We start from the raw sequence: 18,583 nt of genomic DNA on the forward strand, positions 1-18,583 counted from the left end.
CTGTTATGCACGAGGATGATGTTTGCTGTGCAATTGTTTTAATCTTTCTGTTGCAACATGTGTATAAATTTGTGTAGTTGATAAACTACTGTGCCCTAGTAACATTTGTACTACTCGCAAATCGGCGCCATGATTAAGCAAATGCGTTGCAAAGGCGTGCCTAAGTACATGAGGTGAAAGGGCTTCAATATTAATGCCTGCTAGTATGGCATAATATTTGATTCTATGCCAGAATGTCTGTCGTGTCATTTTCTTGCCTAAACGACTTGGAAAAAGTACATCAACTGGCCCATTTTTTAGTAGATCATTGCGTGCATATTTGAAATAGTATTCAAGCCAATAGATTGCTTCTTCTCCTAAAGGAACTAAACGCTCTTTGTTGCCTTTGCCTATAACTCTCACTACTCCTTGCCTTAGGCTGACATCACTAATTTCTAAGTTAACTAATTCTGAGACTCGTAATCCTGTAGCATAAAGCACCTCTAACATAGCTTTATCTCTTAGTTCAATTGGATCATCAATACTTGGTGATTCTAGTAGGGCATCAACCTGTGATTCAGTTAAGTCTTTAGGTAATTTTTTTGGTAATTTTGGTGATGACAATATAGCTGATGGATCATCGGTACGATAGTTTTCTTGATATAAATATTGAAAAAAACGTTTAGTCGCACTTAATAAACGTGCCGAACTACTTGCTCTATAACCATCTTTAACTCGTTGTAGTAAAAATTCCTGTAAGTTAGTGGATTGTGCCGTGAGAAAGTTAACTTTTTGTAATTGTAGTGATTGGCTTAGTGCGAAGAGATCCAGTTTGTAAGATTCAATTGTATTTTCAGCAAGATTTCGTTCTAACCAGATTGAGTCTAGAAATTGTTCAATTAATATTTTATTTTGTGATGATATATCTTTATCAGACATTAAAAACCAACTCATTTTCAATAGTTGTTAATATTATATACTAACTGTCAATAACTTGAAGTTGTCACATTATTATTGCAATTGAAATGCATAAAATTGAATGTTTGGTCAATGAAAACATTAACTTTAGTTGATATTGCAATAATATTTTGTATCTTTTCTATTGCCTACTATATACTGAATTATCTGTTATTTTTTATGATAAGTTATGTTAAAACGAAATATTAATCTTTTTATTGCATTATATGCTTTTTTTATTATTGGTATTGAAACTTATATTTATTGGCATACGCAGCTAAGACCTTGGCAACCAAGTACCCCAACTGGGCGAATAATATTTTACTACAGTTTTTTTACGGTACTTTCCAATCTAATGTTTGCATTTAGTTGTCTATGTTTAACTTTCAATCCCAACTGTAATCGATATAGTTTCAAGGTGATACGACTAAATGGCTTAGTCGGGGTGATTATAACCGCAATAGTTTATAACTTAATTTTGAGGGGAATACATAAACCACCTAATACTTTATTACAGTTTACCAATGAAAGTTTACATGTGATTCTACCGGTTATTGGTATATTAAGTTGGTTAGTTTGGGGTCCATTTCGACGAATTCAGTTTAATGTCATTGTTGGTTCGTTTTTGTCGATGTTAATTTATGGTATTTATATTTTCATACGGGGTTATCTTACTAATCAATATCCATATCCTTTTATTAATGTGGTTAGGGTTGGATATGTTAAAGCGCTATATGCTGCAGGATCGGTTTTTATACTGTTTTTAGGGCTGGCTCTTTTGTTATGGGTCATTGATTGCTTTAGGAGAAGAATATGAAATTGTATATTTATGAACATTGTCCTTTTTGCGTACGGGCAAGAATGATTTTTGGTTTAAAAAATATTCCAGTTGAACAGCATGTCTTTCTCAGTGATGATGTTAAATCACCGACAAGTATGATTGGTGAAAAAATGGTGCCAATCTTACAAAAGGAAGATGGTAGCTATATGCCAGAAAGTCTTGATATTGTTGCTTATGTTGATAGTAATTATGGTAAAGGCCCTATCTTAAGTGGAGTTAAAAATCCAGAAATTGAAGCATTAATTAAACAATTTCAACAATATGATTATAAGTTAGAGTGTCCACGATATGTAAAATTAGGCTTAGCTGAATTTGCCACTCAAGCTGCTATTGATAATTTTATTACAAATAAGAGTAAAAAATTGGGTTCGTTTGCTGATTGCCTTGCCGAAACTGATGCATTAATTGCTAAGATATCTGATTTATTAAATCAGCTTGAACCATTAATTGTGACATCGAATGCATGTAATGGCACATTATCTTGGGATGATATATGTTTATTTCCGATATTACGCAATTTAACCTGTGTTAAAGGTCTCATTTTCCCTACAAAAATTAAAGCCTATTTAGATTCAATGGCTGAACTAAGCAAGGTAAACCTGTTTTTTGATCAGGCGGTTTAACAAAAAGTAGAATCCTATTGTATACAAAAATGATGATTAAATAATAGGCAAATTGTTCATTTAATAACAAGAGTACAAGAAAAATAGGAATAAAACTTGTACTCTTATCTGTTATTTAAGTTATTTATTTAAATCTCTACAAAAACGATTAATTACTTAATTTAAGATCAATAATTTCAATCTTGTCTTTACCACCATATACATCGTACCATGGGGTTGCATATTGTTTTAAAATCTTATTGAGTTGTTCAACATTTTCACGTCCAATAGTATCAAGCCAACGTTTTAAGCCATCTTTACCATTTTTAGCATATGCTTCAATACCTTCAAACCAAGTAGCTCGACCACCGAGAATACCGCTATATTTGGCGCCGTGCTCTCCGGCAAAAATGAGTTCTTCATGGAAAGTTTTGGTTGGTACGCCTGCACTTAAATAGATGAAAGGACGAGTCGCAACATCACTTGCTTGTTTGAAATAATCGGCAGCTTCTTGTTGTGAATAAACTACAGGATTATTATCATTAAATCCTGCAACGTTTTTAAATAGCACTGGTACTTCTACTTTTAAGATATCGATGTAATAGTGATCTTTAGTAAATTCTTCAATGGTTTTGATCACTTTTTGTGGTTTAATTTTGGCAAATTCAGGGCTTTTATCATCAGTTACTACATTATCATAAACAATGGGCTCAACAAATACTGGAATGTCGGCCGCCCGCGCTTCATTGCCTAAACGTTCTAAAAAGGCGTGTTTTTTATCTAAAATATCTTGCGGATCGTCAGGATTATAATAGACCAGTACTTTTGCGGCATCAGCTCCTTTTTTTAATAAACGTTGAAGTGAATCTTCCGGTAAAATATCTGGTAAACGTCCTGGTGTATTGGCATCGTAGCCAGTTTTTTCATAAGACATAATTAAACCAGCATTTTTATTTTTTGCTGCCATGCCTTTAAAACCGAGTTCTTCATCCAGTAAAATGGCACTAACATATTTGGTTAATTCCTGAGAAACAAGCTCTTTAAATTCATACACCATATCAATATTATAACGTTCTTGACCTACAGCATTTTGCATCATTTTTACCATAGAACCACGCTGATCGATTGCTAATGCTGCAATTACGCCATCTTGGTTAGATAATTGTTGCATACGGTTGAATTTTCCACGAGAAATGCATTTTGTTGCCATTTTAAAACTCTCCATTTAATAAGATTTTTTCATTGTAGGTTTTTATTTGGCTAATTATTAATCATTTAGTGCTAGTTTTAATTTTGTGTGAACTTTTTGATATTTTCTTTTAAATGGCAATTTGTTCCGGTATATTAGTACAGATTAATAGACTGTTTGTAAAAAAATGTTTACAGGGATGATTATGCCAGATTCTACAATAGTTACAAATGTGCGAACATTAAATAATCAAGATTATAAAACCTTAGCTCTATCAGCATTAGGTGGTGCATTAGAATTTTATGATTTTATTATATTTGTCTTTTTTTCAATTACGATAAGCCATCTATTTTTTCCGGATGATATGCCAGCATGGTTAAGTCAAGTTCAAACTTTTGGCATATTTGCTGCTGGTTATTTGATTCGTCCTTTTGGTGGTATTGTGATGGCTCACTTTGGTGATATGTTTGGCCGCAAAAGAATGTTTACACTTAGTATTCTATTAATGGCGTTACCAACATTATTTATTGGTTGTTTACCTACTTATGCCAATATCGGTATTTTTGCACCATTATTACTCTTAATGATGCGATTATGCCAGGGGCTTGCGGTAGGTGGTGAAGTGCCTGGGGCGTGGACATTTGTTGCTGAACATGTTCCTAAAAATAAAATTGGCCTAGCCTGTGGTATTTTAACCAGTGGTTTAAGTTTAGGTATTTTGCTAGGTTCATTAGTATCTACCATAATGAGTAAAAGTGTATCAATAGAACAAATGAACGATTGGGGTTGGCGAATTCCATTCATTATTGGTGGTATTTTTGGCTTAATTGCTATGTATCTTCGCCGTTGGTTAAAAGAGACACCTATTTTTCTAGAAATTCAAAAACGTAAGAATGAAGAATTATCTAAAAAATTACCTGTGATAACCGTTTTAACCCAGTATCTACCACAAACTATTTTATCGATGTTACTAACTTGGGTGTTATCAGCCGGCATTATGGTGATAATGTTAATGACGCCAATTTTATTGCAAAAACAATTTGGTTTTTTAGCACTTGAAGCCTTGCAAGGCAATATATTAGCTATCATCGGACTTATCATTAGTTGTACGTTTTATGGCATGATGATGGATAAGTTTTCAATGGGCAAAGTGCTGGTTATTGGTTGTAGTATTGCTGCTATCATGATTGCTATATTTTATTTATCATTAGAAAACGCAAATCTTCTCTTTATCACTTATTTCTTAGCCGGTTCTAGTGTCGGAATTGTTGGCTCTTTTGCTTATTTTATGGTTAAGGTATTCCCAACTCAGGTTCGCTATAGTGGCGTATCATTTTCATTTAATATGGCTTATGCTATTGCCGGTGGTTTAACCCCATTACTGATTTCATTTTTTAGTGATTTTGTTAGTAAAATGGCACCGGCTATTTATGTGGTTGGATTATTTGTATTAGGCGCTTTAATTGGACTATTTTTATTAGTTAATAACAATAGCCAAAAATATGTGGCGAAAGATATTGCTTAACCTCAATGGGAAAAGAAAAATTTTGAGGAACAGGGTTTTTATGTTCCTCAAAAATCATATTTAGACTATTTCACTGATTCTTGCCAAGCTCAACTGTTCGTATTACACCAGCTTTAACACTGTGCTGTAATCCTGCAGCGAAGTCACTGTTATTAAGTTCATACAAACTATGTATACCCACACCAACCGGTAAGTTGTTAATAAATGGATTTAATTCTGTCATGGGATCTTGAAATACCATACTAATATGCTCCCTATGGATTGTACGCATTTGTAGGAGAGAAAATTATTACCATTAAAATTTATCTTTCCTTGAGATGTAGTAACACCATCGGGTAGTAATCCCATGATTACATTAGATAATAAAGATTTACCCGAACAACTTTCACTAACAATACTGAGAACCTCCTTAGCATAAAGATTAATTGAAATCCTTGACTATAAAAATTTTTAGTAAAGATGAGAGATATCAATATCACATATTTATATTATTTTTTAGGTATATGTTTGGTTATGAATCCAATTTGTTGAACCTTTATAATTATCAAGGTTTGCTATTTAACAATTTAGGGCTGTACATAGAAAGGAATAATGAATAATTCTCATTTTTATTGATAAATGTGAAATAGCGCATATTTTTTCTAAATAAATAGTTTAAAATGAATCCAGTGATATTTTTAAATTGTAATTATTTTAGGAGAAACAAATGAAAGCTGCAGTTATTAGACAAGAATGCGATGGTCAAGTTGAAATTAAAGACGTTCCTGTTCGCCCATTAGAGGCAGGGGAGGCTTTGGTTGAGGTTGAGTATTGTGGGCTTTGTCACACTGATCTTCATGTCGCTGCTGGCGATTTCGGTAAAAAACCAGGTCGAGTAATTGGTCATGAAGGTGTGGGTATTGTGACTAAAATTGCACCTGATGTAAAAAGTTTGAAGGTTGGAGATCGTGTTAGTATTGCATGGTTCCATGCAGGTTGCGGTACCTGTGAATATTGTATATCTGGTAACGAAACATTTTGCCGAAGTGCTTTAAACTCAGGTTATACTGTCGATGGTGGTATGGCTGAGCAATGTATTGTTAAAGCTGATTATGCGGTAAAAGTGCCAGATGGCTTAGATCCAGCTCAAGCAACTAGTGTGACTTGTGCAGGTGTAACTACTTATAAAGGAATTAAGGTTGCTGACACTAAACCTGGTCAATGGCTAGCAGTTTTTGGTATTGGTGGACTTGGTACTTTGGCTATCGAATATGGTAAAAATGTTTTTAACAATAAAGTTGTTGCGATTAGTAACAGTGATAGCCAGCTAGAGTTATGTAAGAAGCTTGGTGCTGATTTAGTGGTCAATCCTAAAAAAGTGGCTGATGTTGGTGCTTACATTAAAGAACATACCGGTGGTGGTGTGCATGGAGCGGTAGTAACTTCAGTTACTAAAACAGCATTCAATCAGGCTATTGGTTCTGTACGTCCATTAGGCCGAGTTGTGGCTCTGGGGTTACCTTCTGAAACAATGGATTTAAGTATTCCTAAAACAGTTTTAGATGGCATTCAAGTGTTAGGCTCATTAGTTGGTACTCGAGAAGATTTAGCGGAAGCATTTCGTTTTAGTGCTGAAGGTAAAGTTGTACCAATGGTTGAAAAACGCCCTCTTGAAGATATCAATGATATGATTGACGAGATGAAAGCAGGTAAAATTCGTGGTCGTATGGTTATTGATATGAAAATGAAGAAAAAATAGTAATTATTAAGTGATTAACTCATTGAAAGTCAGCTTTATGCTGACTTTTTTATTGATAATAATTTCTGATTTGGAAAGCTTTTTTCGATTAAAGTTAATCTTGCTTGTTTTTTATAAATAAAGTCCTATTATAGGCAAGTTTTGCTTTATTGATCAGTTTAAGAGGTTATTTATGTCTGAACACAATTTAGAGAATAATTTGCGGAAAGATCTTGGTTTAGTTTCCGCATTATCACTAGTTGTTGGAATGGTTTTAGGCGCAGGTGCATTTATGAAACCACCCGCTGTATTAGAAGTCGCTGGCGATTATAATTTTGCGTTGTTAGCGTGGATTATTGGTGGAATTTTTTCAATTTGTGGTGGTTTAACGTTATGTGAACTTGGTGTTATGTTCCCAAAAACTGGGGGCATGCTGGTTTATTTAGAAAAAATTTATGGAGCTAAAGTTTCTCATCTATATGGTTGGATGATCACTGTGCTTTTTGCGCCATCTTTAGTTGGTGCTTTGGTTGGTTATTTTAGCTCAGTATTTTGTTTATTATTTGGGATCAATGATGCCTATCGTATGGCGGTAAGCGCTGGTGTTTTGGGGCTTATTGCATGCATTAATTCAATAGGCGTGAAACAGGCTGGATATCTGCAAACGATTGCTACCTTTTGTAAGCTTGTCCCAATCTTATTGTTAGCAATATTTGGATTATGGAAAGGTAATGGGCAAGTTGCACTATTTAGTGCTAGTGGTCAAGGTATTGAAACTTATGCGCCATTTGCAGTTGCAATATTGGCAACGCTATTTGCTTATGATGGATGGGCGCAAGTTGCCTCTGTTGCTGGTGAAATTCGTAATCCATCAAAAGTATTACCTAAAGCAATTATTCTAGGCATAATATTTTTAGTAATTGTTTATGCATGTATTAATATTGCACTGTTCAAGATATTTCCAGTACAAGAAATGGTTACGCTTGGCCATGACGCTTCAGCAGTTGCTTCACAGCGCATGTTTGGACATTTAGGTGGTAATTTAGTTGCTGTTGGTATTATGGTTTCAATTCTAGGTGGTATTAATGGTTATATCATGACATTATCTCGAACTATCTTTAGTATGGGAGAACGAGGCACTATTATTGGAGCAAAATTCTTAAGTACCATTGATGACGATAGCCGTTCACCAGTGAATGCAATTATTATATTGGTTGTTTTTTCATTCCTTTATTCAACCCTACTTGATGCTGATCGTTTATCTGAAATTTCAATGTTTTCCATTTGGGTATTCTATTTGTTAACCTTTATTGGGGTAATTATCGCGAGGAAAAAATTTGCTGATACACCAAGACCTTATAAAGTAATTGGTTATCCAGTTATTCCTCTTATCGCTATTTTAGGTGCTGGATATGTTATATACGGTATGTTAATTCACCAAACTGTAAATGGGATAGCCTCGATAGTGTTAACACTAATTGGTTTACCTCTTTATTACTATTTTGATAATAAAAATAAACATATTGAACTTTCACTTGGTGAAGTGAAGAAATATCAATTCAAAACCAAGTATATGATTGCAATATCTTCAATTATTATTGTTTTAGGTTTAATCGCCTATGGTTATTTTATAATCAAATAATCGTTAAGCACATTTATTAAACAATTGTTAATCAAAACCGACTGCGGTCGGTTTTTTGTAATCAAAAAGTTAAACCTAATCAGCAATCAAACCATAAATATTTTGATCGTGAAAAGTTTCATTAATATATTCAGCTTGTTTTAAAGTACCTTCATAACTAAAACCACAGCGTTTGGCTAAAGCATTACTTTTCTCATTATAAACAGAACACTTAATAACAAATCGTCTAATTATTTTTTGCATAGCATAATGCTTTATTAATGCATTGAGTGCCGCGGTCATTACTCCATTGCCTTGCATTGAACCATCTAACCAATAACCGATATAAGCTGTTTTATTATTTTTATCAATCTGATTAAAAGATAGTAATCCAATAGCTTGACCTTTTAATAAAATAACATAGGTTTTGCTTTCATTTTGTTGATGTTTTAACCAACAAGAATCTAAAAACTGCGCTGTATCGGTTTGGTTTTTTACAAATTTAGGCCATGCCATAAATTGACTAAAGTGCTCTCTATTGCCAGCGATAATATTATAAACATCTGATGCATATTGATTATTTGCTGGTACTAAGCAAAGATGTTTATTAACATCAATTATATCTTTTTGATTATTTGTCATTATTAACTTTTTTAAAATACCTAACAAAGTTGTTTAAAGATTTTAAACAAATTATGTTGTCATGTATATTAAATAAACGACGTTGTTGAAAGTTGATAGGCTAAGTTGTAGTACGATGAAGTGGTATAAAATTGCCAGACTAACAAGTCTGGCATCATATTGTTACTTAATGAAAAGATAATAATCTATTTTTCATTGTTACTTTTTTTAGGTTTTGTTAATGCATTATGTACAACTAACAAAGCAAAAATAGCGATAAAGATTCCCATAATAATATCTTTATTGAACCACTTTGCCATATTGCCCAGAATAATTCCTACACCACAAAAGTCTACATCAGAGAAAGTTGTATTAGAAAAACCAAGTGACCCTAAAACTGGTAATAAAAGTACTGGTAGGAATGTCACTAATAAGCCATTTGCAAATGCACCAAGCATTGCACCTCGACGGCCCCCCATAGCATTACCAAATACGCCAGCAGTTGCACCACAGAAGAAATGAGGTACAACACCCGGTAAAATAAGTACAGCATTTAGTTGTCCTAGTACAAATAATCCAACTAATCCACCAAGAAAACTAAATAAGAAGCCAATTAATACTGCATTTGGTGCATAAGGGAAAACAACAGGACAGTCTAAAGCAGGTTTTGCATTTGGTACTAATTTTTCTGAGAAACCAGTAAATGCAGGAACAATTTCAGCTAAAATAAGTCTAACCCCTTGAAGGATGATGAATACACCTGCCGCAAATGTGATGGCTTCAATAATCGCATAAACTAAATAATTATCTCCTTTACTTAGGTTTGTTTGAATATAATCAGGGCCAGCAAATATAGCTAAAATTAAGTAGATAATCATCATTGTTAATGAGATAGAAATTGAGCTGTCACGTAAAAAACTTAAGTTTTTTGGTAAATTCATTTCTTCAGTAGAACGTGAGCCTTTACCAAAGGCAGAACCAAGCCAACCAGCTAATACATAACCTAAGGTTCCGAAATGACCGAATGCAACATCATCATTGCCAGTTATTTTTCGCATATGTGGTTGGGCTAAAGCTGGGAAGAATGCCATGATTAAGCCGAGAACCAATGAGCCAGTAAATACTAATTGCCAACCTTCAAATCCAGCAACGGTCAAAATAATACTGATCATACATGCCATATAAAAAGTATGATGGCCAGTTAGAAAAATATATTTTAAGCATGTGAATCTTGCAACCATAATATTGGCAACCATACCGAATGCCATAATTAACGCGGTTGCTGTACCATATTCATTTAATGCCATTGAAACGATGGCTTCATTATTAGGGATGATACCTTGAAGTTTAAAAGCTTCTTCAAACATTAAACCTAAAGGAGTAATTGCACTGATTAAAACCGTTGCACCACCACCTAATACTAAAAAACCTAAAATTGTTTTAACCGTTCCTTTAACTGTATCTGCAAATGATTTTCGTTGTGCTAATAGCCCAACCATGGCGATTAGACCTACGAGTATTGCTGGTACTTTTAAGATATCAACAACGAATTTAATTACTTCTTGAATCATAGCATTACCTCATAATTAGGCTTTATTAAAATGTTCAACGAGTTTTTGCTCTAAATCGTTGATATCAATAATATTGTTTAAAACTACTAATTTATCTTGTGGAATGCCAGAACTTGCTGCTAGATCTTTAGTCATCACAAAAAGATCTGCTTGTTCTGGTGTGGCTGAGGCAAGATCGGCATGTGTTACTTCAGCATCAATGTTTAATTTTTTGAGTACTTTTTTGATATTCATTTCAACCATGAAACTACTACCAAGTCCTGAACCACAAACAGCCATAATTTTCATATTATTTATCCTTATATTAATTGGTTTGAATTTAATAACGATCAATTACTGTTAAAATTTCATCGCTATTTTTAGCATTAAAAATTGTATCAACATCATTTGATTCAGCGAATAATGAAGCTAACTGAGTTAACATTTCGATGTGACTAGTGCTATCACTTGCGGCTAACAAAGTAATTAAATAAACAGGATCATTTTCTTCTGAATTAAAATTAACGCCATTTTTAACTAATAGCATCGATAATCCTAAATTATTTACTCCTTGTTCTGGTCTGGCATGAGGCATTGCAATTCCTGGTGCTAATACATAGTAAGGACCAATTGATTCATGTAGCTGAAAGATAGCATCAATATAGTTTGGTGTTATTGATTGATTCTCTAATAATGGAGTGGCGCAAAGCTTTATTGCTTCTTTCCAATCTTTGACAGAATCAACAATTTTTACCGTTTGACCAGTTAGCCATTGATTTAACATTTTACCTCCGAAAAACTGATTTATTATTTGTTAATATTACGATAATAGAAAATTAACACATTGGCTAACAATAATAATTTAAAAAAAACAAAAATGTGATAGCGCTATCATTTTTTAGTCAATAATTTTTCTATTTTGTGATTTGGATAGCATTTTTAATATATATTTGAAAAAAAATTGTTATTGCATAATATTATAATAATCTCTCTTCTTTTGATTAAATATTTAAATTAGTAAGTTAACTTATTGTAATTATTTGTTTTGTGAAATTTTGGAGTATACATTTAACTATTAGTTAGTTCTAATTGAGATCAGATATGCAGGATACAAAAAAGCGCAGAAGTACAGGTCAAACAACTTTATTTGATGTCGCTAAATATGCTGGTGTTGGTACGATGACTGTTTCAAGAGCATTACGAACGCCAGATAAAGTGTCGGATAAACTGCGTCAAAAAATCCAACTAGCAGTTGAGACATTAGGCTATAAGCCTAATATAGCAGCCAGTTTACTCGCATCAGCTTCTGCCAATAAAGTTATTGCAGTCATTACTACAAAAATTTATGAAGATTCAACCCGTATAGCACTCAATTCACTGCAAGCATATTTACTCAAAGAAGGTTATACCACAATTATATTTGAATCTTATTATTTCTATAAACGTGAATCACAACTATTAGATACTCTCTATAGTAATAATCTTGAAGCGATATTGCTCTTTTATATTGAAAATGATGATTTTGTTGAAAAAATATTAAACAATAAAACGATTCCTACTTTCAATATTGGTAAGTCGTATGATGAAGTGGCAAATATACATATCGAAGTGGATGATAGTTTAGCAATGTGTATGTTGACTGAACATGTAATAAAAAAAGGCTATCGCCATATTGGTTTACTTTGTGCTGACCATCAATGTCATGTTTTTCAACAAAGGTTACATGGTTGGCATAAAGCTATGTTAAACAATCATTTGCCAACCCATAGAATAATTAATCCGGCAAAACCGGCTAATTTTAGTACTGGTAGTGCATTGTTACCTGATATCTTGTTGAACTGGCCTGAAATAGATGCATTAGTTTGTACTACCGATGAGTTGGCGTGTGGTGTGCTCTATGAATGTCAAAGACGACATATTCGCGTTCCTTATCAATTAGCCGTTTGTGGATTTGGTGATAGCGAATTTAGTCAGGTAAGCATTCCAACACTCACTACTGTTTCTTTACCTTCAAAGAAAAAAGGGGAATATATCGGTAATTTATTATTGAATGAATTAACAGATAAAGGTGGTCATTCAAGTTTCGAAATATCAACTCTGGTACCAACAATTTGTTTAAGAGATAGTTTGTAATTTAACCAGAAAATTAATTATTTAAAGAAATACTTTAAGTTTGAATTAATCTAATAGCTATGATAATAAAATGAATGGATGAGAGCGAGGATTGACTCGCATTTTATGCTCGCCCTACGGGTCGTTGCTAAAGCAACGCTGTCTCGTTCTACTCGGCTCGAACCTCTTATCGGTTCGAATCAAATGCATCGTTGTAGTAATAAAAAAGCCCACTCAAACGAGTAGGCTTTCTTATTAAATTGGTCGGCGAGAGAGGATTCGAACCTCCGACCCACTGGTCCCAAACCAGTTGCGCTACCAAGCTGCGCTACTCGCCGTTAGGAAGCGCATAATACTGCGCTAACTATAATGTGTCAATAGTTGATATATAAATTTTAGCAACTTTGTTCGGCTTTGTTACCTAATGGTGCTGGTGTTTTACCTATTCGTTGATAGAATTCAGTAACAAACGCTTCATATCGTCTATTTGCTACCGCTTCGCGTATTTCAGCCATTAAACGTTGATAATAATGTAAATTGTGAATAGTATTTAAGCGAGCTCCCAATATTTCACCACATTTATCTAAATGATGAAGATAAGATTTTGTGTAGTTTTTACAGGTATAACAATCACAATGCGGATCTAGTGGTGTCGTATCGTCTTTATATTTGGCATTACGAATTTTTATAACTCCATTGGTAACAAATAAATGACCATTACGAGCGTTTCGAGTTGGCATTACGCAGTCGAACATATCGATACCTCGACGTACACCTTCAACTAAATCTTCTGGTTTACCAACACCCATTAAATAACGGGGTTTATCGGCAGGTAATTGTGGGCAGGTTCCTTCAAGTATGCGGTGCATATCTTCTTTCGGTTCACCAACCGCAAGCCCACCAACCGCATAACCATCAAAACCAATTTCGGTTAAACCCTTAATTGAAATATCACGTAATTCTTGATGTATACCGCCTTGTACAATACCAAATAATGCATTTTTGTTATTTAGTTCATCAAAACGTTGTCGGCTACGTTTTGCCCAACGTAAGGACATTTCCATTGATTTTTTGACATAGTCCCATTTTGCAGGAAAGGGGGCACATTCATCAAAAATCATTACAATATCAGAACCAAGATCATATTGGATTTCCATTGAAATTTCAGGAGATAAGAAAATTGAATCACCATTAATTGGATTACGAAAATAAACACCTTCTTCTTTTATTTTACGAATATCACCAAGACTAAAAACTTGAAATCCCCCTGAATCGGTTAAGATTGGTCCTGACCATTGCATGAAATCATGAAGATCTCCGTGTTTGCGTATAATTTCCTGTCCAGGTCTTAACCATAGATGGAAAGTATTACCTAATAAGATTTGTGCTCCTGTTGCTTTTACTTCTTCAGGTGTCATTCCTTTTACTGTGCCATAGGTACCAACTGGCATAAAGGCAGGAGTCTCAACGGTATATTCCACTCTTCGACGATCAAACTTCATACGCCCACGACGAGCTAAGCCGTCAGTATTGTCTAACTCAAATTTCATTTTTTAATTAACCTCTTGCGACCAAATAAACAGTTTGGCGCCAATTATTGCTATAATACAAACTTGTATTATTAAGTAGTGGCGCTTAGTGTATCGTGCTAAGCTTAATTAGACAATATTTGTAAGGATTTTCGAACCATTGAAATCTATTATTTTATTTATCTCATGTGTTGTAATACTAATGCTGATTGGATGTCAAAGCCAAACTAGAATACCACCAACGATTGTTTCACCTGAAGGAGTTAAAAGCTTATCGGAAAATGATATATTGGCAATTAGTCAACAAGCTTGTATTGAAAATGACAATAGGGCGATTATTCCTCCTGATTATCATCATCTTAATCGTCGATTATCTAAAATAGCCCAAAGTTTACCAAAACGAATAAATAATATTGAATTAAACTATAAGGTTTATATTGATACAGCCCCCAATGCTTGGTCAACAGCTAATGGTTGTATTCGAATAAATAGTGGTTTAATAAAATTACTTGAAGATAATGAGTTACAAGCCGTACTTGCGCATGAACAGGCTCATATAGCCCTAAAACATGGGATAAGTTTGTTTCGACAAGCTCCTTATATTGAAATTACTGATAAAGCTAATGAACTTGTAATTATTGTAAAAGAAGAAACCTCACATCAATATGAGGTTGAAGCAGATAGTTATGCTTTTAATTTATTAGTGCGAGAAAGTATAGATCCAATTGGTTTGCTCAAAATGTTAACAAAAATGCCAATTCATTCTAAAAATCAACCTACCTCACATCCATCAAGAATAAAACGAATGGCCAATATTGTTGATAGGTTGAATTATCATTAACTATTTTTAATTTATTGAATATAAATGATTTATTCTAGATATAAATCATTTATTATTGGTAATTAGCATTGCATCACCATAACTAAAGAATTGATATTTTTCTTTTACGGCATACTGATAAGCATTCATGGTGTTCTCATAACCAGCAAATGCTGAAACCAGCATAATTAATGTTGATTCAGGTAAATGGAAGTTAGTGATAAGAGAATCAATGACTTTAAATTGATAGCCAGGGTAAATAAAAATTCGGGTGTCAGCAAAAAAAGGTGCTATAGTTCCAGTTTGTTGTGCCGCACTTTCAAGAGCTCTGACCGATGTTGTTCCTACAGCAATAACTTTATTTCCACGAGCTTTACAGTCTAAAACAGCTTTCACAACTGATTCTGGAACTTCTGCATATTCGGCATGCATAATATGGGTTTCAATATTTTCAACTCTGACCGGCTGAAATGTACCTGCGCCCACATGTAAGGTAACAAATTCCATCTCAACACCTTTTTGTTTAAGTTTGTCTAATAAAGGTTTATCAAAATGAAGACCTGCTGTTGGGGCTGCGACAGCTCCGGGAACTTTGCTATAAACGGTTTGGTATACTTCACGATCTTGAGCATCATCAGGGCGATCTATATAAGGAGGTAATGGAATATGGCCAATTTCATTTAAGATGCTAAGCACATCGTCAGGAAATTGTAGCTCAAATAATGCATCATGGCGTGCTACCATAGTAACTTGGATATTTTCATTTTCACCTAAAATAAGTTCTGCTCCTATTTTAGGCGACTTTGAGGCTTTAATATGTGCGAGTGCTCGATTTCCCTCTAACAATCGTTCAATCAATACTTCAATTTTTCCACCTGATACTTTTTTTCCATATAACCGTGCAGGAATCACTTTAGTATTATTGAAAATGAGTAAATCACCAGCATTGATATAATCAACAATATCTGTAAATACTTTATCTTCAATTTTACCTGTATGTCCATCAAGTGCTAATAATCGACAAGAACTTCTTGTTTTTGAAGGGTATTTTGCTATCAGTTCTTTGGGGAGAGTAAAATTGAAATCAGACAGTTGCATAATTATGTTCCTCAAAAAATGAGGCACTAGTCTAAATGGCTAATTATCTCTAAGCAAGTAATTATTTGTTGATTATTATTAAAGTTGCGTTAAAATTCAATTTATCTAACATTTATGTTAGAAGAAAGTAAAGTCTGTTAATATAAGGAAAATATTATGAAAAAACATCAAAAAACATTGCTTGTTGCACTACCTTTAGTTGCAGCTATGTCTTTAGCTGGCTGTAAAAATATGAGTGCTAGTGATTTAACTAGTCTTGGTATGAAAGGTTTAAAAGCAGCAACACTCAGTGATAATGATGTGAAATCATTAAGCCAACAATCATGTGCGCAAATGGATGCTCAATCAAAAATTGCTCCAGCTAAAAGTGCTTATACTAAACGCTTAAATAAAATTGCTAAAGCTCTTGGTAATAATATCAATGGAACTCCAGTTAACTATAAAGTGTATATCACTAAAGATGTTAACGCTTGGGCAATGGCTAATGGTTGTGTTCGTGTTTACAGTGGTTTAATGGATATGATGACTGATAACGAAATTCAAGGCGTTTTAGGTCACGAATTAGGTCACGTAGCTTTAGGTCATAGTAAAAAAGCAATCCAAGTTGCTTATGCAACAGAAATTGCTCGTGATGCAGCGGCGGCATCAGGTAACAGTACTGTTGCAGCATTATCTAAATCTTCTTTAGGTGCTTTAGCTGAAGCTGTTATCAATGCTCAATTCTCTCAATCACAAGAACAAGACGCTGATGATTTCTCTTTTAATTATTTAGTTAAGAAAAAAATCAATCCAGCTGGTCTTGCAACTGCATTTGATAAATTAGGTGGTGGTGATGCATCAATTTTAAGTAGCCATCCATCTTCAGCAAAACGTGCTGAAAATATTCGTAATAAATTAGCTGAATTAAAAAGATAATTCATTTAAATAATTTATTAGAAAAAAAGCGCCTTTTTGGCGCTTTTTTATTGGTTACTGTTTATGATTAATAATCATAAATAACAAGCTTAAGCAACGATTAAGCAATTTAATACTTTGTTGAAATAAAAAATAGTTTTTAATAGTTGAATATCCCCCTATTGATAATTAGAGGGATATAGGAATTAAATTATGCTTGTTTATAGTTAGATAAAAAGTGTGCGAATCGAGCTATAGCGTCTTGTAGTTCTCCAGTATGAGGTAAAGCAACAATTCTAACATGATCTGGTTTATGCCAATTAAATCCACTTCCCTGAACTAACAGTACTTTTTCTTGTAACAAAAAGTCTAAAACTAATTTTTGATCGTTATGAATATTAAATTTTTTCTGATCCAGCTTAGGGAATAGATATAAAGCACCCTGAGGTTTGGTACAAGAAACGCCGGGAATATCATTTAATAAACGCCATGCCAACATACATTGATCATAGAGTCGACCGCCAGGCACAATAAATTCGTTAATACTTTGATAACCACCCAATGCACCTTGAATTGCATGTTGCAGTGGTACATTGGCACATAAACGCATTGAAGCTAACATATTTAGACCTTCAATATAGCCTTTAACATGTTGTTTGGGTCCACACAGTGCCATCCAACCTTGCCTAAAACCAGCAACTCGATAAGTTTTCGATAAACCACTCATAGTAATAACAAATAGATCTGGCGTTAAAGCTGCTATTGAATGATGTACTGCATCATCATATAAAATTTTATCGTAAATTTCGTCAGCAAAAATAATTAAATTATTTTGGCGTGCGATTTCCGCTATTTCGAGTAAAACTTCTTTACTATAAACTGCGCCAGTAGGATTATTTGGGTTAATAATCACAATTCCTTTTGTTTTAGGGGTGATTTTTTGTTTGATATCTTGTAAATCAGGTGACCAATTAGCTTCTTCATCACAAAGATAGTGAACCGCGTTACCACCAGATAAACTAACGGCAGCAGTCCAAAGTGGATAATCAGGCATTGGTACTAATATTTCATCACCACTATTAAGTAATGCTTGCATTGATTGAACAATTAACTCAGAAACACCATTACCAATATAGATATCTTCTACATCTAAATTAGTAATTCCTCTGGATTGATAATGCTGCATAATCGCTTTACGAGCAGAATAAAGACCTTTTGAATCACAATATCCTTGTGATGTTGGTAGGTTGCGAATAACATCCACTAATAGTTCATCTGGAGCAGTAAAACCGAAAGGGGCGGGATTTCCAATATTAAGTTTAAGAATGGTTTGACCTTCTTCTTCAAGCTTTTTTGCATGTTCAAGAATTGGTCCACGAATGTCATAACAAACATGATCCAATTTATTGGATTTTTGAAAATTCACCATAATAACGCCCTTTCATTTTATCTTTTTGTTTTTTATTTTGATTAAAAAAACAATCTACTCCTATTTAGATAATTTTTGAAGGTGTTATTATAAACAACT

The 18,583-nt window shown here is 33.7% G+C and carries 18 protein-coding genes, 1 tRNA gene, 1 other RNA gene and 1 pseudogene; 8 read left to right on the forward strand and 13 right to left on the reverse strand.

The window, feature by feature from the left end; genetic code table 11:
* Window positions 1–3: 3 nt before the first annotated feature.
* Complete coding sequence (xerD, locus tag H3T56_RS04605) at window positions 4–918, reverse strand: site-specific tyrosine recombinase XerD (RefSeq protein WP_198192139.1); 915 nt, start codon at window positions 916–918, stop codon at window positions 4–6.
* A gap of 208 nt (window positions 919–1,126) precedes the next feature.
* Between xerD and H3T56_RS04610 the strand changes: the two genes are divergently transcribed.
* Together H3T56_RS04610 and grxB are read left to right on the forward strand one after the other, a co-directional pair.
* Window positions 1,127–1,753 (forward strand): Pr6Pr family membrane protein, encoded by a 627-nt coding sequence (locus H3T56_RS04610; protein WP_065578289.1) that lies wholly within the window; start codon window positions 1,127–1,129, stop codon window positions 1,751–1,753.
* Window positions 1,750–2,400: a glutaredoxin 2 gene (gene grxB / locus H3T56_RS04615; protein ID WP_198192140.1), complete on the forward strand. Its 651-nt coding sequence runs from the start codon at window positions 1,750–1,752 to the stop codon at window positions 2,398–2,400. Before H3T56_RS04610 ends, grxB begins: the two co-directional genes overlap by 4 nt.
* A gap of 148 nt (window positions 2,401–2,548) precedes the next feature.
* Here grxB and H3T56_RS04620 read toward each other — a convergent pair whose 3' ends face one another.
* Entirely contained in the window at window positions 2,549–3,589 is a 1,041-nt protein-coding gene (locus H3T56_RS04620) for a tagatose 1,6-diphosphate aldolase (protein WP_086320756.1), read from the reverse strand.
* 184 nt (window positions 3,590–3,773) lie between these two features.
* On the opposite strand from H3T56_RS04620, the gene H3T56_RS04625 reads away from it, so the two are divergent.
* Window positions 3,774–5,093: an MFS transporter gene (locus H3T56_RS04625; protein ID WP_198192141.1), complete on the forward strand. Its 1,320-nt coding sequence runs from the start codon at window positions 3,774–3,776 to the stop codon at window positions 5,091–5,093.
* Between the two features lie 70 nt (window positions 5,094–5,163).
* On the opposite strand, the pseudogene H3T56_RS04630 reads toward H3T56_RS04625, so the two are convergent.
* Window positions 5,164–5,295: pseudogene (locus tag H3T56_RS04630) on the reverse strand (pyrroline-5-carboxylate reductase); the annotation flags it as partial.
* Between the two features lie 17 nt (window positions 5,296–5,312).
* Entirely contained in the window at window positions 5,313–5,525 is a 213-nt protein-coding gene (locus H3T56_RS11730; protein WP_370545509.1) for an ATP-binding cassette domain-containing protein, read from the reverse strand.
* 274 nt (window positions 5,526–5,799) lie between these two features.
* Here H3T56_RS11730 and adhP point away from each other — a divergent pair, with 274 nt between their 5' ends.
* A complete protein-coding gene (gene adhP / locus H3T56_RS04635) occupies window positions 5,800–6,831 on the forward strand; it encodes an alcohol dehydrogenase AdhP (protein ID WP_065613744.1) in 1,032 nt (343 codons plus the stop codon).
* A gap of 172 nt (window positions 6,832–7,003) precedes the next feature.
* A complete protein-coding gene (locus H3T56_RS04640) occupies window positions 7,004–8,452 on the forward strand; it encodes an APC family permease (protein ID WP_086361701.1) in 1,449 nt (482 codons plus the stop codon).
* 75 nt (window positions 8,453–8,527) lie between these two features.
* Here the strand turns inward: H3T56_RS04640 and rimL are convergent, their stop codons facing one another.
* The 4 genes from rimL to H3T56_RS04660 all read right to left on the reverse strand — a co-directional run bounded on the left by rimL (window position 8,528) and on the right by H3T56_RS04660 (window position 11,386).
* Complete coding sequence (rimL, locus tag H3T56_RS04645) at window positions 8,528–9,073, reverse strand: 50S ribosomal protein L7/L12-serine acetyltransferase (protein ID WP_198192143.1); 546 nt, start codon at window positions 9,071–9,073, stop codon at window positions 8,528–8,530.
* A gap of 185 nt (window positions 9,074–9,258) precedes the next feature.
* Window positions 9,259–10,623: a PTS ascorbate transporter subunit IIC gene (locus tag H3T56_RS04650; RefSeq protein WP_065578295.1), complete on the reverse strand. Its 1,365-nt coding sequence runs from the start codon at window positions 10,621–10,623 to the stop codon at window positions 9,259–9,261.
* A 15-nt stretch (window positions 10,624–10,638) separates the two neighbouring features.
* Window positions 10,639–10,911, reverse strand: a complete 273-nt coding sequence (locus H3T56_RS04655) for a PTS sugar transporter subunit IIB (RefSeq protein ID WP_034900870.1) — start codon at window positions 10,909–10,911, stop codon at window positions 10,639–10,641.
* A 31-nt stretch (window positions 10,912–10,942) separates the two neighbouring features.
* Window positions 10,943–11,386, reverse strand: a complete 444-nt coding sequence (locus tag H3T56_RS04660) for a PTS sugar transporter subunit IIA (protein ID WP_198192144.1) — start codon at window positions 11,384–11,386, stop codon at window positions 10,943–10,945.
* A 317-nt stretch (window positions 11,387–11,703) separates the two neighbouring features.
* Here H3T56_RS04660 and H3T56_RS04665 point away from each other — a divergent pair, with 317 nt between their 5' ends.
* The gene (locus H3T56_RS04665) at window positions 11,704–12,735 is read left to right on the forward strand and encodes a LacI family DNA-binding transcriptional regulator (RefSeq protein ID WP_065578297.1); all 1,032 of its coding nucleotides are present in this window, start codon (window positions 11,704–11,706) and stop codon (window positions 12,733–12,735) included.
* Window positions 12,736–12,810: 75 nt separating this feature from the next.
* Here H3T56_RS04665 and H3T56_RS04670 read toward each other — a convergent pair.
* The 3 genes from H3T56_RS04670 to tgt form a co-directional block, all read right to left on the reverse strand.
* Window positions 12,811–12,941: non-coding RNA, RtT sRNA (locus H3T56_RS04670), on the reverse strand.
* 34 nt (window positions 12,942–12,975) lie between these two features.
* Window positions 12,976–13,052: transfer RNA gene (locus H3T56_RS04675), tRNA-Pro, on the reverse strand.
* 57 nt (window positions 13,053–13,109) lie between these two features.
* Window positions 13,110–14,264 carry a tRNA guanosine(34) transglycosylase Tgt gene (gene tgt / locus H3T56_RS04680; RefSeq protein ID WP_198192145.1) on the reverse strand — a complete coding sequence of 385 codons (1,155 nt, stop codon included), beginning with the start codon at window positions 14,262–14,264 and terminating at the stop codon, window positions 13,110–13,112.
* 139 nt (window positions 14,265–14,403) lie between these two features.
* Here tgt and H3T56_RS04685 point away from each other — a divergent pair, with 139 nt between their 5' ends.
* Window positions 14,404–15,084: a M48 family metalloprotease gene (locus H3T56_RS04685; protein ID WP_198192146.1), complete on the forward strand. Its 681-nt coding sequence runs from the start codon at window positions 14,404–14,406 to the stop codon at window positions 15,082–15,084.
* A 45-nt stretch (window positions 15,085–15,129) separates the two neighbouring features.
* Here H3T56_RS04685 and queA read toward each other — a convergent pair whose 3' ends face one another.
* Entirely contained in the window at window positions 15,130–16,161 is a 1,032-nt protein-coding gene (gene queA, locus H3T56_RS04690; RefSeq protein WP_034900861.1) for a tRNA preQ1(34) S-adenosylmethionine ribosyltransferase-isomerase QueA, read from the reverse strand.
* A 156-nt stretch (window positions 16,162–16,317) separates the two neighbouring features.
* On the opposite strand from queA, the gene H3T56_RS04695 reads away from it, so the two are divergent.
* Entirely contained in the window at window positions 16,318–17,076 is a 759-nt protein-coding gene (locus tag H3T56_RS04695; RefSeq protein WP_086320762.1) for a M48 family metallopeptidase, read from the forward strand.
* 190 nt (window positions 17,077–17,266) lie between these two features.
* Here the strand turns inward: H3T56_RS04695 and H3T56_RS04700 are convergent, their stop codons facing one another.
* On the reverse strand, window positions 17,267–18,484 hold the full coding sequence (locus H3T56_RS04700) for a pyridoxal phosphate-dependent aminotransferase (protein WP_198192147.1): 1,218 nt from the start codon (window positions 18,482–18,484) through the stop codon (window positions 17,267–17,269).
* Between the last annotated feature and the right edge of the window lie 99 nt (window positions 18,485–18,583).

Source organism: Gilliamella sp. W8123 (genome assembly GCF_016101085.1).
Lineage (GTDB): Bacteria > Pseudomonadota > Gammaproteobacteria > Enterobacterales > Orbaceae > Gilliamella > Gilliamella apis.

Bases quoted from the DNA above. Each gene is read 5' to 3' on its own strand.
- xerD (WP_198192139.1), bottom strand. From the start codon at position 918: ATGTCTGATAAAGATATATCATCACAAAATAAAATATTAATTGAACAA.
- H3T56_RS04610 (WP_065578289.1), top strand. From the start codon at position 1,127: ATGTTAAAACGAAATATTAATCTTTTTATTGCATTATATGCTTTTTTT.
- grxB (WP_198192140.1), top strand. From the start codon at position 1,750: ATGAAATTGTATATTTATGAACATTGTCCTTTTTGCGTACGGGCAAGA.
- H3T56_RS04620 (WP_086320756.1), bottom strand. From the start codon at position 3,589: ATGGCAACAAAATGCATTTCTCGTGGAAAATTCAACCGTATGCAACAA.
- H3T56_RS04625 (WP_198192141.1), top strand. From the start codon at position 3,774: ATGCCAGATTCTACAATAGTTACAAATGTGCGAACATTAAATAATCAA.
- adhP (WP_065613744.1), top strand. From the start codon at position 5,800: ATGAAAGCTGCAGTTATTAGACAAGAATGCGATGGTCAAGTTGAAATT.
- H3T56_RS04640 (WP_086361701.1), top strand. From the start codon at position 7,004: ATGTCTGAACACAATTTAGAGAATAATTTGCGGAAAGATCTTGGTTTA.
- rimL (WP_198192143.1), bottom strand. From the start codon at position 9,073: ATGACAAATAATCAAAAAGATATAATTGATGTTAATAAACATCTTTGC.
- H3T56_RS04650 (WP_065578295.1), bottom strand. From the start codon at position 10,623: ATGATTCAAGAAGTAATTAAATTCGTTGTTGATATCTTAAAAGTACCA.
- H3T56_RS04655 (WP_034900870.1), bottom strand. From the start codon at position 10,911: ATGAAAATTATGGCTGTTTGTGGTTCAGGACTTGGTAGTAGTTTCATG.
- H3T56_RS04660 (WP_198192144.1), bottom strand. From the start codon at position 11,386: ATGTTAAATCAATGGCTAACTGGTCAAACGGTAAAAATTGTTGATTCT.
- H3T56_RS04665 (WP_065578297.1), top strand. From the start codon at position 11,704: ATGCAGGATACAAAAAAGCGCAGAAGTACAGGTCAAACAACTTTATTT.
- tgt (WP_198192145.1), bottom strand. From the start codon at position 14,264: ATGAAATTTGAGTTAGACAATACTGACGGCTTAGCTCGTCGTGGGCGT.
- queA (WP_034900861.1), bottom strand. From the start codon at position 16,161: ATGCAACTGTCTGATTTCAATTTTACTCTCCCCAAAGAACTGATAGCA.
- H3T56_RS04695 (WP_086320762.1), top strand. From the start codon at position 16,318: ATGAAAAAACATCAAAAAACATTGCTTGTTGCACTACCTTTAGTTGCA.
- H3T56_RS04700 (WP_198192147.1), bottom strand. From the start codon at position 18,484: ATGGTGAATTTTCAAAAATCCAATAAATTGGATCATGTTTGTTATGAC.